The sequence below is a fragment of the Jeotgalicoccus halotolerans genome (assembly GCF_003387165.1).
Lineage (GTDB): Bacteria > Bacillota > Bacilli > Staphylococcales > Salinicoccaceae > Jeotgalicoccus > Jeotgalicoccus halotolerans.
Window position 1 is genome coordinate 92,463 of sequence record NZ_QUMW01000014.1, and the last position, 12,957, is coordinate 105,419.

Annotated in this window: 13 protein-coding genes; all 13 read left to right on the top strand. The window is 43.7% G+C overall.

Features of this window, described 5'->3' with window-relative positions; translation table 11 throughout:
* Nucleotides 1-124: 124 nt before the first annotated feature.
* The 13 genes from dprA to dxr all read left to right on the top strand — a co-directional run bounded on the left by dprA (nucleotide 125) and on the right by dxr (nucleotide 12,952).
* Nucleotides 125-913, top strand: coding sequence for a DNA-processing protein DprA (gene dprA, locus DFR63_RS09870; protein ID WP_115885779.1), 789 nt, complete (start codon nucleotides 125-127; stop codon nucleotides 911-913).
* Between the two features lie 109 nt (nucleotides 914-1,022).
* Complete coding sequence (gene topA / locus DFR63_RS09875; RefSeq protein ID WP_115885780.1) at nucleotides 1,023-3,092, top strand: type I DNA topoisomerase; 2,070 nt, start codon at nucleotides 1,023-1,025, stop codon at nucleotides 3,090-3,092.
* 226 nt (nucleotides 3,093-3,318) lie between these two features.
* Complete coding sequence (gene xerA / locus DFR63_RS09880) at nucleotides 3,319-4,197, top strand: site-specific tyrosine recombinase/integron integrase (RefSeq protein WP_281271288.1); 879 nt, start codon at nucleotides 3,319-3,321, stop codon at nucleotides 4,195-4,197.
* Between the two features lie 5 nt (nucleotides 4,198-4,202).
* The gene (gene hslV, locus DFR63_RS09885; RefSeq protein ID WP_115885782.1) at nucleotides 4,203-4,730 is read left to right on the top strand and encodes an HslVU peptidase proteolytic subunit; all 528 of its coding nucleotides are present in this window, start codon (nucleotides 4,203-4,205) and stop codon (nucleotides 4,728-4,730) included.
* A 15-nt stretch (nucleotides 4,731-4,745) separates the two neighbouring features.
* Complete coding sequence (gene hslU / locus DFR63_RS09890; protein ID WP_115885783.1) at nucleotides 4,746-6,125, top strand: ATP-dependent protease ATPase subunit HslU; 1,380 nt, start codon at nucleotides 4,746-4,748, stop codon at nucleotides 6,123-6,125.
* A gap of 20 nt (nucleotides 6,126-6,145) precedes the next feature.
* The gene (gene codY / locus DFR63_RS09895) at nucleotides 6,146-6,916 is read left to right on the top strand and encodes a GTP-sensing pleiotropic transcriptional regulator CodY (protein ID WP_115885784.1); all 771 of its coding nucleotides are present in this window, start codon (nucleotides 6,146-6,148) and stop codon (nucleotides 6,914-6,916) included.
* Nucleotides 6,917-7,064: 148 nt separating this feature from the next.
* On the top strand, nucleotides 7,065-7,835 hold the full coding sequence (gene rpsB, locus DFR63_RS09900) for a 30S ribosomal protein S2 (protein WP_115885785.1): 771 nt from the start codon (nucleotides 7,065-7,067) through the stop codon (nucleotides 7,833-7,835).
* Between the two features lie 72 nt (nucleotides 7,836-7,907).
* On the top strand, nucleotides 7,908-8,786 hold the full coding sequence (gene tsf, locus DFR63_RS09905) for a translation elongation factor Ts (protein WP_115885786.1): 879 nt from the start codon (nucleotides 7,908-7,910) through the stop codon (nucleotides 8,784-8,786).
* Nucleotides 8,787-8,855: 69 nt separating this feature from the next.
* Nucleotides 8,856-9,581 (top strand): UMP kinase, encoded by a 726-nt coding sequence (gene pyrH, locus DFR63_RS09910; RefSeq protein ID WP_115885787.1) that lies wholly within the window; start codon nucleotides 8,856-8,858, stop codon nucleotides 9,579-9,581.
* 14 nt (nucleotides 9,582-9,595) lie between these two features.
* Nucleotides 9,596-10,153, top strand: a complete 558-nt coding sequence (gene frr / locus DFR63_RS09915; protein WP_115885788.1) for a ribosome recycling factor — start codon at nucleotides 9,596-9,598, stop codon at nucleotides 10,151-10,153.
* A gap of 119 nt (nucleotides 10,154-10,272) precedes the next feature.
* Nucleotides 10,273-11,034: an undecaprenyl pyrophosphate synthase gene (locus DFR63_RS09920; RefSeq protein WP_115885789.1), complete on the top strand. Its 762-nt coding sequence runs from the start codon at nucleotides 10,273-10,275 to the stop codon at nucleotides 11,032-11,034.
* On the top strand, nucleotides 11,024-11,809 hold the full coding sequence (locus DFR63_RS09925) for a phosphatidate cytidylyltransferase (RefSeq protein WP_115885790.1): 786 nt from the start codon (nucleotides 11,024-11,026) through the stop codon (nucleotides 11,807-11,809). Before DFR63_RS09920 ends, DFR63_RS09925 begins: the two co-directional genes overlap by 11 nt.
* A gap of 18 nt (nucleotides 11,810-11,827) precedes the next feature.
* A complete protein-coding gene (gene dxr, locus DFR63_RS09930) occupies nucleotides 11,828-12,952 on the top strand; it encodes a 1-deoxy-D-xylulose-5-phosphate reductoisomerase (RefSeq protein WP_115885824.1) in 1,125 nt (374 codons plus the stop codon).
* Nucleotides 12,953-12,957: the final 5 nt, after the last annotated feature.

Here is a 12,957-nt window from a genome sequence, read left to right on the forward strand (position 1 = left end):
CGGTAATCCGCATGGATTATCGTCTTTTTTTGTCTTTTTCTGGAAGTTTTTGTCGGCAAAATGAAATCTGAAACTCCTGAGAAACCAACTATAATATAAGTATCGGAATAACAGGGGGATGTTTATGGATTTACTATTGCTGAGTTTTGCAGGAGTCACTGCTAAAGAATATTTGGCGATCTTAAATAAGAGCTGGATTTCGCCTGAATTAAAAAAGAAAATTAACTACGCAGGGACACTCGACAGGAAGAAAATTATAGCCAGTCTCGACAGGGATAACATCGGTTATCTTACGCATGAACACGGGCTTTATCCGGCATTGCTGAAAGAAATTTATGATTTTCCCTACATATTATATTACCGGGGGAACGCTGCTCTTTTAAAGGAAGAGATGCTAGGGGTCGTCGGGAGCAGAAAGGCGACCGCCTATACCAGAAAATCTCTCGAGCTCCTCTTGCCGTCTTTAAAAAACATTGCTATTATATCAGGACTTGCCTACGGAGCGGATGAAGCGGCTCACCGGACAGCACTTCTCTATAACATAAAGACAATCGGTGTGCTCGCCTTCGGTCATAATACGCATTATCCGAAAACGACGGCGGACATCCGCACTGAAATGGAGAAAAAGCATCTGACCATCAGCGAATATCCGCCGGATACTCCAATTCAGAAATGGCAGTTCGTGGCCAGGAACAGAATTATTGCCGGGTGCGCCCGCGGTGTGCTGGTGACTGAAGCGGAAGAAAAAAGCGGCAGTCTTATTACGCTCGAAATGGCGCTCGATGAGAACCGGAACGCATACTGCCTGCCAGGGAGCATTACTTCAGCACTGTCTAAAGGCACCAACTTGCGCCTGAAAGAAGGTGCAACTATCGTCACGGAAGCAGAGGATATACAGAGTGATTTCGTCTGAATTCCGGAACGCTGAATATTATAATAAATGGATTTTTATTGACAAAGTAAAATTTAACTGTGTATCATTTGGACTTGTATAGATTAAAAGCAAATTAGGAGGCAGCAGAGTGGCAGACAATTTAGTTATCGTAGAATCACCTGCGAAAGCAAAGACGATTGAAAAGTACCTCGGTAAACGTTATAAAGTAATTGCTTCCATGGGACACGTGAGAGATCTTCCACGCAGTCAGATTGGAATTGATACAGAAAATAATTACGAACCTAAATATATTACGATACGGGGTAAAGGCCCATTATTGAAAGAATTGAAAAAAGAAGCAAAAAAAGCGAAGAAAGTATTTCTCGCGAGTGACCCCGACAGAGAAGGGGAAGCAATTGCCTGGCATTTAAGCCATGCGCTCGGACCGGATAATGATTATTACCGCGTAGTCTTCAATGAAATTACAAAGGATGCGGTTAAAGAAAGTTTTAAAACACCAGCAGAAATCGATATGCAGCTGGTAGATGCCCAGCAGGCCCGCCGCATACTCGACCGCCTGGTAGGTTACAATATTTCGCCTGTACTATGGAAGAAAGTGAAAAAAGGATTATCGGCGGGACGTGTGCAGTCAGTGGCACTGAAGCTGATTATCGACCGTGAAAATGAAATCCGTAAATTCGTTCCGGAAGAATACTGGTCTATCGAAGGAACATTTAAAACAGGGCGTTCGAAATTTACGGGTAAATTCAATAAGCTTGTGAAAGACAAGCAGAAGACCAAACTAAAAACTAAAGACGATGTCGATAAAGTATTAAATCAGCTGAAAGGCAACGACTTCCATATCGATTCCGTAGAGAAAAAAGAGAAGAAACGCTATCCGGCACAGCCGTTTACAACATCTTCTCTCCAGCAGGAAGCGGCGCGCAAACTGAATTTTAAAGCGCGTAAAACGATGATGCTTGCCCAGCAGCTCTATGAAGGTATCGATATTAAAAAAGAAGGTACGGTCGGTCTGATTACTTATATGAGAACGGACTCGACACGTATTTCGAATACTGCCAAAGATGAAGCTTACGATTTAATTGAATCAGCTTACGGCAAAGAATTTACCGGGACACAGAAATCATCGAACAAAGCGGCAGCCCAGGATGCACACGAAGCAGTGCGCCCGACATCGGCAAACCGCACACCGGATAATATGAAACAGTACTTAAGCCGCGACCAGCACCGTCTGTATAAACTGATCTGGGATCGATTTATAGCGAGCCAGATGGCACCGGCAATACTGGATACTGTTAAAATTGATCTGAGCAACAATGGCGTGCTCTTTAGAAGCACGGGCCAGACGATTAAATTTAAAGGGTTTATGCAAATTTATATTGAAGGTTCGGATGACGAAGAAGATGATTTAAACAACAAACTTCCCGAAATGAACGAAGGCGAGACAGTAACATCTGAAAAAATTGAGCCAGCTCAGCATTTTACGCAGCCGCCGCCGAGATTTACCGAAGCGCGTCTCGTTAAAACTCTTGAAGAATCGGGAATCGGACGTCCGTCAACATACGCACCGACAATCGATACGATTCAAAAACGCAACTATGTCCGCATGGACCAGAAGCGTTTTATCCCGACAGAAATCGGTGAAATTGTAAACGAGCAGGTCGTGGAATACTTCCCGGATATTATCGATATTGCGTTTACCCGCAATATGGAGGAAAGTCTCGACTCGGTCGCTGATGGCGATAAAGAATGGCGCGAAGTAATCGACGAGTTCTATAAAGGATTCAGTCCGCAGGTCGAACGCGCGGAAGAAGAAATGGAAAAAATCGAAATTAAGGATGAACCGGTAGGAGAAGACTGTGAAAAATGCGGATCTCCGATGGTTTATAAAATGGGGCGCTACGGCAAATTCATGGCATGCTCGAATTTCCCCGACTGCCGCAATACAAAAGCAATCGTTAAGGAAATCGGCGTTAAATGCCCAACTTGTAAAGAGGGAGAAGTTGTCGAACGCAAATCGAAGAGAAACAGGATCTTCTACGGCTGCGAACGCTACCCTGAATGTGACTTCGTCTCATGGGACCGTCCAATTGGACGTGACTGTCCGAAATGCGAACACTATCTGGTCGAAACAAAGAAAGGCAAAAAAGCGCAGGTTAAATGTACGCATTGCGATTACACAGAAGACGCAAGCTAAGAATGAACCGCCCGCGTGGGCGGTTTTTTGCTGTTGGCGCTAATGTAAGCGCCTTTATTGTCTTCCATTTCGACAGAATTATAAATATTTGTACAATTAAGTGCAATTTCTTGAAAAATGGTTTAAAATAGCTAATGTTGTTTATTTATGGACAGGTGACTATTGTATTGCTTGGATAAATAATTTAAATTATGATAAAATTCAGACAAAGAATGAGGTGGTTGAAATTTACGTTAATGATTTCCTGCGTATGCTCAAGTATCAGCGTAATTTTTCAGATCATTCTATAAAAAGTTATGATCATGATATTCATGAATTCATAACTTTTTTAAAGAGAGAAAGTTTATCGGTTCCATCGTTTAAATATATGGATGCAAGAAACTATCTGGCAATGTTGTATGAACGCAATTTAAAAAAATCAACCGTATCGAGGAAAATATCGACGCTCCGAAGCTACTATAATTATTTGGCTGACAGGGAATGCGTCGATATAAATCCGTTTACGGCACTGCCTTTTCCGAAGAAGGAAGCTGTACTTCCGGATTTCATGTATCCGAACGAAATCGAAGCGCTGTTTGGCAGCCTGGATGAGAATCATAAAATGTACGAACGGGATCTCGCAATACTGGAACTTCTGTATGCTACCGGTATGCGGGCAGGCGAAATGATCGGCCTCCGGCTGCAGGATATTGATTTCACTGTGCAGATTGTCCGGGTACTCGGCAAAGGACGCAAATGGCGGGTCGTCCCGTTTCATGACCGCGCAGCGGTGGCGCTTCGAAACTATGCGGAAATATACAGCGAAGATATACTTAAGAATGATGCAATGTGGGTAAACCATAGAGGGGGACCGCTCACAGTCCGCGGACTCCGGCATATTATCGATATGACGGTCAAGCGGAGCGCACTTCATTTAGACATTCACCCGCATACTTTCAGGCATACATTTGCAACGCATTTACTGAACAACGGAGCAGATTTACGGGCGGTGCAGGATTTGCTCGGCCACGAGTCTTTATCGACGACACAGCGGTATACGCATGTGACGACAGAACAGCTTAAAAAGACTTATTTAAATGCACACCCCAGTAATAAGAAGAGGTGACATGAATGACGACGATATTCGCGATCAGACACAATGACAAAATGGCGATTGCAGGCGACGGCCAGGTAACACTCGGCAATCAGGTTGTGATGAAGCATACAGCTAAAAAAGTCCGCCGGCTCTTCAACGACCAGGTTGTAGCAGGTTTTGCGGGCAGTGTGGCAGATGCTTTTACGCTGTTTGAGAAATTTGAAGCAAATCTGCACGAGTACAACGGCAATCTGCAGCGTGCTGCAGTTGAACTGGCTAAAGAGTGGCGGGGCGATAAAATGCTCCGGCAGCTGGAAGCCATGCTGATTGTAATGGATAAAAGTAATCTGCTGCTCGTGTCCGGCACCGGTGAAGTCATCGAACCGGATGACGGCATTCTCGCAATCGGCTCCGGCGGCAACTATGCCCTGGCAGCAGGACGCGCCATGAAAAAATACGGTGCCGATTTAAGTGCCGAAACGATTGCTTATGACAGTCTTAAACTGGCAAGTGAAATTTGCGTATTTACAAACGACAATATAATAGTAGAAACAATCGATTAAGGAAGCGTGAGATAAATGCCAAACACTAATCTTTCTCCAAGAGAAATTACAGCACGTCTCGACGAAAGTATTATTGGACAGAATGAAGCGAAGCGGAAAGTTGCGATTGCTATGCGCAACCGTTACAGAAGAATGCTGCTCGACGATGAATTAAAAGAGGAAGTTATTCCGAAAAATATTCTGATGATCGGGCCGACTGGTGTCGGTAAAACAGAGATTGCGAGACGCATAGCGAAAATTACAGGCAGTCCGTATACGAAAGTCGAAGCGACGAAGTACACGGAAGTCGGCTATGTCGGCCGCGACGTTGAGTCGATGGTCCGGGATCTCGTCGACAGCGCCGTCCGCATGGTCAAAGAAGCGAAGAAAAAAGAAGTTGCTGAAGATGCGGAAAACCTGGCTAACGAACGTCTGACAGGCCTGCTCGCTCCGGGACGTAAAAAACAGAAACAGACGGGCTCAAATCCGTTTGAAATGTTTATGAACCAGCAGGGCGAGGAAGAAGAAATTGAAGAAGTCGATGACTCTGTCCGCCTGAAACGCCGCGATATTAAAAGCCAGCTGCTCACGGGCAAACTCGAGGACGAGAAAGTAACGATTGAAGTTGCGGAAAGTTCAAATCAGCTTGGCATGATGATGCCGGGTATGGATAACAACGGCATGGGCGACATGCTGCAGAACTTAATGCCGAAGAAAAAACACAAGCGGACGATGACCGTTAAAAAAGCCCGTCAGTATTTAATTGATGAAGAAGCTGAAAAGCTGATCGATATCGATAATGTAAACGACGAAGCGATAGAGCTCGCGGAAACAACAGGTATTATTTTTATCGACGAAATTGATAAGATAGCGAAGAGCAGCCAAAACTCTGGAGATGTTTCTAGAGAAGGCGTGCAGCGCGATATTTTACCAATTGTCGAAGGGTCAACGGTGCAGACTAAATACGGTTCGATAAAAACAGACTACATTTTATTCATCGGGGCGGGCGCCTTCCACGTGGCGAAACCAAGTGATTTAATACCTGAGCTGCAGGGGCGTTTCCCGCTCCGCGTCGAGCTGAACAAATTAACGGCGGACGATTTCGAACGTATTTTAAAAGAACCGAAGAACTCCCTGCTCGAACAGTACGAAGCGCTGCTTAAGACAGAAGACGTATCCGTATCATTTACGGATGAAGCGGTCCAGGGGCTTGCTGAAATTGCCTACAAAGTAAACTCCGAGACAGACGATATCGGTGCGCGGAGACTGCATACGATTTTAGAAACGCTGCTTGAGGAACTCTTGTTCGAAGCGAGCAATATGCAGGGCGCGCACGTTGAAATTACGAAGCAGTATGTCGATTCAAAATTGGACCATATTTCTACAGACAAAGATTTAAGCGAATTTATTTTATAATTTAACAGGAGTGAATAACCATGCCAAGTTTATTACAGAAAACACGTGAGATTAACAATTTAATTCAAGGAAGTTCAAACATTAAAGTAGACTTCGAAGAAGTTGCGGATAAATTAAGCCGTATTCTGGAGTGTAATACTTTTATCGTATCAAAGAGAGGTAAGCTGCTCGGTATCGGTGTCGTTCAGACAATCGAAAACGAACGCATCGTCGATATGCTGGATAACAGACAATTCCCGGACTATTACGTTAACCAGATTATGCGAATTACAGAAACCCGCGAAAACATTGCTTTTGAAGATGACTTAACAATCTTCCCGGCTGAAGATCCTTACCAGGATTCAGAAACATGCATCGTGCCGATTTACGGCGGAGGCAACCGTTTAGGAACACTGGTTCTTGGACGAAGAGAAAATAAATTCTCAGAAGACGATCTCGTTCTTGCAGAATATGCTGGTACAGTGGTCGGCATGGAAATTCTCCGCGAGAAAAATGAAGAAGTTGAACAGAAAGCACGCGATAAAGCGAGCATTGCCATGGCAATCCGTTCTCTGTCGTATTCAGAGCGCGAAGCAATCGAACACATTTTTGATGAACTTGATGCAGATGAAGGACTGCTCGTTGCTTCTAAAGTTGCAGACCGTGTCGGCATTACGCGTTCGGTTATCGTTAACGCACTCCGTAAACTTGAAAGTGCAGGCGTAATCGAATCCCGTTCACTCGGCATGAAAGGAACGTTTATCAAAGTTAAAAAAGAAGACTTCCTTCCAGAGCTCCGCAAAGAAAGCTAAGCTTGCGGAGAAAGAATATATATGATATAGTATTAATCGGTCAAAAGACCAAATACGCACAGCAGAGTAAGGGATTAACCGGTGCCTGTTTACAGGTGGTTATTCAGCACGATGCTGGAGGTATAAACCAATTAGGAGGAAACAAATCATGGCAGTAATTACTATGAAACAATTGCTTGAAGCAGGTGTGCATTTCGGACACCAGACACGCCGCTGGAACCCTAAGATGAGCAAATACATCTTCACGGAACGTAATGGCATCTACATTATCGACCTGCAAAAAACAGTTAAAAAAGTTGCAGAGGCTTACGACTTCGTTAAGTCAATATCTGAAGAAGGCGGACAGGTTCTGTTTGTCGGTACTAAAAAACAAGCTCAGGACGCTATCAAAGAAGAAGCGGAACGTGCTGGACAGCTTTACGTTAACCAGCGCTGGTTAGGCGGTATCTTAACTAACTACCAGACTATTAACAAACGCATCAAGAGAATTTCTGAAATCGAAAAAATGGAAGCTGACGGAACTTTTGACGTTCTTCCTAAAAAAGAAGTTGTTGAACTGCGTAAAGAATACGCACGCTTAAACAAATTCTTAGGCGGTATCCGCGACATGAAGAAAATGCCTAGCGCTATTTTCATCGTTGACCCTCGTAAAGAGCGCAACGCGATTGCAGAAGCTAAAAAATTAGGAATTCCTATCGTAGCAATGGTCGACACTAACTGTGACCCTGACGAAATCGACTACGTAATTCCGGCTAACGACGACGCTATCCGCGCAGTCAGACTGATGACAAGCAAAATGGCGGATGCTGTTTTAGAAGGTCAGCGCGGTATTTCAGACGAAGAAGTAGCAGCGGAACAAAATATCGACTTAAAAGAAGAAGATGCTTCAGCTGAAACTACAGAAGAAAACGCGCAATAATTAATTGAGAATTCAGGTGATAAGCGTAATACTTATCACCTTTTTTACAACAATTATATGGAGGACTGAACAATGGCTATTTCAGCAAAATTAGTTAAAGAACTACGTGAAAAAACAGGCGCAGGCATGATGGACTGTAAAAAAGCGCTTATCGAAACTGATGGAGACATCGACAAAGCAGTCGATTACCTCCGTGAAAACGGTATTGCAAAAGCAGCTAAAAAAGCTGACCGTATCGCTGCAGAAGGTGCTGTTTACATCACTTCTGAAGGAAACGAAGCAGTAATCGTTGAAATCAACTCTGAAACAGACTTCGTTGCACGTAACGAAGCATTCCAGACACTTGTTAAAAGAATCGCTTCACACATCCTTGCAACTAAACCTGCAGATGTAGAAGCTTTATACAGCTCTGAACTTGATGGTGAAACTGTAACTTCAATTATGAACAACGCAGTTGCAACTATCGGAGAGAAATTAAACATCAGACGTTTTGCAGTTGAAACTAAAACTGACAATGACGCTTTCGGCCAGTACATGCACATGGGCGGACGCATCGGCGTATTAACAGTTGTAGAAGGTACTACTGACGAAACAGTTGCGAAAGATGTTGCTATGCACGCTGCGGCATTAAACCCTAAATACGTTTCACGCGACGAAGTAGATCAGGCTGAACTTGATCACGAGCGCGATGTTCTGCGTCAGCAGGCATTAAATGAAGGTAAGCCTGAAAAAATCGTCGACAAGATGGTTGAAGGAAGAATCCGCAAGTATTTAGAAGAAATCTGCATCGTGGATCAGCCGTTTGTTAAAGACTCTGATCAGACAGTACAGCAGTACTTAGAGTCTAAAAATGCATCAATCCGCACTTTCGTCCGTTACGAACTTGGTGAAGGTATTGAAAAACGCGAAGAAAACTTTGCTGACGAAGTATTAGGACAAGTTAAAAAATAAATTGCTTAAAAAGACACTTCGGTGTCTTTTTTTCTAAGTAATAAATTCGAAGGAAAAGGATTGAAAAACATGGCTGAATCTTCTAAATTTACACGCATCGTGTTAAAGCTCAGCGGAGAAGCACTTGCTGGCGACGATGGTTTCGGAATTAATCCGGTTGTCATTAAAAATATTGCTTCCCAAGTTTCGGAAGCGCAAAAATTAGGCGTTGAAATGGCGATTATCGTCGGCGGCGGCAATATCTGGCGCGGCAAGATCGGCAGCGACCTCGGGATGGACCGCGGCACTGCAGATTACATGGGAATGCTTGCAACAGTTATGAACTCACTGGCACTGCAGGACAGTTTAGAGCAGCTCGGTCATGAAACGAGAGTGCTGACATCTATTGAAATGAAACAGGTCGCTGAACCTTATATAAGAAGACGTGCAATCCGCCACCTTGAAAAAGGGCGTATTGTTATCTTTGCAGCAGGTATCGGCAACCCGTACTTCTCAACAGATACAACAGCAGCACTCCGCGCAGCAGAAATTGAAGCAGATGTTATTCTGATGGGCAAAAATAACGTAGACGGTGTTTATTCTGCAGATCCGAAACACGATTCGTCAGCTGTTAAGTATGAAAAGCTGACTTATATTGAAATGCTGCAGGAAAATCTGCAGGTAATGGATGCTACAGCATCATCGTTCTGTATGGACAATGACATCCCGCTTGTGGTATTTTCAATTACAGAAGAAGGTAATATTAAGCGTGCCGTTTCCGGAGAAAATATCGGTACGACTATTACAAAGCAATAGGAGAAGATATTAATATGAGTGAATCCGTTTTGAAAACAACTGAAGACAAAATGAAGAAATCAATCGACAGCCTGAGCCGTGAACTCGCTTCAATCCGGACAGGTGCTGCAAACTCAAGTATGCTGGACCGTGTTCATGTTGACTATTACGGTGCACCGACACCGCTGAATCAGCTGGCAAGCATCAGCGTGCCTGAAGCGCGTATGCTGGTTGTTCAGCCTTACGATAAAAGCTCTGTTGACGATGTTCTGAAAGCAATTCAAAAAGCGGACCTCGGGGTCAATCCGACAAGTGACGGTACCCTGATTCGTATTACCGTTCCTCAGCTGACTGAAGAACGCCGGAAGGAATTCGTTAAAGATGCACGCAAAGAAGGCGAAACTGCTAAAGTCGCAATCCGTAACGTGCGCCGTGATTCAAATGACGAATTGAAAGCATCAGAAAAGTCCGGAGATATTTCAGAAGACGAACTGAGAAACATGACGGACGACGTTCAGAAACTGACAGATAAGTACATCGCAGAAGTGGATGCAATGTGCGACGCTAAAGAAAAAGATATTCTCGAAGTTTAATCTTAGAAACAGGTAAGGGGACTTACCTGTTTTTTTATTATATAACTATGTTAAAATAAAATAATTGAAGAAGTATATTAAAATTTATTACAGATACATATTTGGCACGGAGGATCGTCATGTTTAAAGCGACTAAAGATAAATCTCTGACTGAGAGACCACTACCGGAACATATTGCGATTATTATGGATGGCAACGGCAGATACGCGAAAATGCGCAGTATGCCCCGTATAAAAGGTCATTACGAAGGAATGCAGAATGTAAAACGCATCGTGAGACATGCTGCAGATATAAAACTTAAGTATTTAACGCTCTATGCGTTTTCAACAGAAAACTGGTCCCGTCCAAAGAGCGAAGTGAACTATCTGCTAAAGCTTCCGACCGATTTTCTCAGCACGTTTTTACCGGAACTGATTGAAAAAAATGTGGTTGTGAAAACAATTGGAGATTTCGAGGCACTGCCGAAACACACGCGTAAAGCAGTCCAGACCGCAATTGATAAAACAGCGGATAACACCGGACTCACACTCGTCTTTGCTCTGAACTACGGCGGACGCGACGAACTGATCGGGGCAGTAAAAGAAATGATGAGTGATGTTCTCGCAGGCACACTTGATGCTGAAGCGCTCGACAGTAAGACTTTCGATGATTATTTAATGACTAAAGATATGCCGGACCCTGAAATGATTATTAGAACTTCAGGCGAATACCGGCTGAGTAATTTCTTATTATGGCAGGCCTCCTACAGTGAACTGTTCTTTTCACATACGCTGTGGCCGGAATTCTCAACTGAAGAAATGGATGATCTGATACTTCAGTATCAAAAGAGAGACCGGCGTTTTGGAGGCTTAAATGAGGAGGATGTAATAGATGAAGACTAGAACGATAACTGCAGTCATTGCACTGCTGTTATTTTTGCCGATTGTAATAATCGGCTCATGGCCGCTGTTAATCTTAGTCTACCTCATGGCAATTACGGGGCTTTACGAAATTTTAAAGATGAACCGGATTCATATCGTTTCACTGCCGGGTATTTTATCTTTAATTGCTCTCTGCATGGTATTAATACCGCAGGAATCCTTTTCACCGGCAATCGCTGATTTCCAGCTGGAAATTATCGTGGCGCTGGCACTTATTATGCTGTCGACGACAGTAGTGTCAAAAAACAGATTTACTTTTGTTGATATGGGTTTCTGTGTCCTTGCAGTTGCTTATATCGGCATCGGCTTCATGTACTTTTTTGAGACGCGGGAATCCGGCCTGATTTATATTTTATATGCACTTCTCATCGTTTGGCTGACGGATACGGGAGCTTATCTGTTCGGAAAAGCATTCGGCAGAAGAAAATTGTGGCCGCAGATTAGTCCGAACAAGACGATAGAAGGGTCGCTCGGCGGCACCCTCGTATCGGTGCTTATACCGGTAGTTTTCGTCTTCACAGGCCTGATGGAAGGTTCGCTGTGGCTCTTAATTCCGTTTACTATTGTTCTCAGCATCTTCGGGCAGATGGGAGACCTCGTGGAATCCGCTTTGAAACGTCACTTTGACGTCAAAGACTCTGGCACATTTTTACCGGGACACGGCGGTATACTAGACCGCTTTGACAGTTTCATCTTCGTACTGCCCCTGATGAACATCTTACCGATTATTTCATAATAACAGGTGAATACTATGATAAAAACCATTTCTATACTAGGTGTTACAGGTTCTATCGGGACTCAAAGCCTGGACATCATTAAAAAAAATCCGGAACATTTTAAACTCGGTGCAATTTCTGCCGGACGCAATTTAGCTAAGCTGAACGAAATTTTAACAGACTTTCAGCCGCCTTTAGTATCGGTGCAGGACAGAGACACTCTTAAAGAACTGCAAAGTAAATATCCGCATATAGAATTTACTTCCGGAGAAGAAGGTCTTCTTGCAGTTGCTGAATTTAACAGCGATCTGCTCTTAACAGCAATACTTGGAAGTGTGGGCTTAAGGCCGACACTTGCTGCTATCGATGCAGGAACTGATATTGCTCTTGCAAACAAGGAAACCCTAGTTGCAGCTGGCGATCTTGTGATGGAACGTGCACGTGAAAAGAACGTGCAGATTATTCCTGTCGATTCAGAGCATTCGGCTCTGTTTCAATGCTTAAAAGGCGAAAATGAAAAGGAAATCAGCAGCTTGATTATTACGGCAAGCGGCGGTTCCTTCAGAGATCTTTCGCGCGATGAGCTCGGCAGCGTCACTTTAAAAGATGCCTTAAATCACCCGAACTGGTCGATGGGACAGAAGATTACAATCGATTCTGCCACCATGATGAATAAAGGTTTTGAAGTTATCGAAGCAAAACATTTATTCGACGTCGAAGTTTCAGAGATTAAAACATTGCTGCATAAGGAAAGCATCATTCATTCGATGGTGGAATTTATCGATAACAGTATTATGGCCCAGCTCGGCAACTCCGATATGAGAACGGCTATCCAATACGCCTTTACGCATCCGGAGCGGCTCTATAAAGATAATCCGCTGTCTCTCAATGAATTGTCACAGCTTAACTTCAAACCAATGGATTTTGACCGCTTTAAAATGTTAAAATTCGCTTATGATGCGCTCGAAGCAGGCGGTACACTGCCGACGGTAATGAACGCTGCGAATGAATACGCAGTCGGAGAATTTTTACAGGGCAGAATTAAGTTTTTGGAAATTGAAGAAATCGTTGAAGCCCGCATGTTGCAGCACGAGAATATTCAAAATCCCGACCTTGAAACGATACTGAGCCTTGACGCGCGCTATAAATCAAATATGAGGTGAAGTAA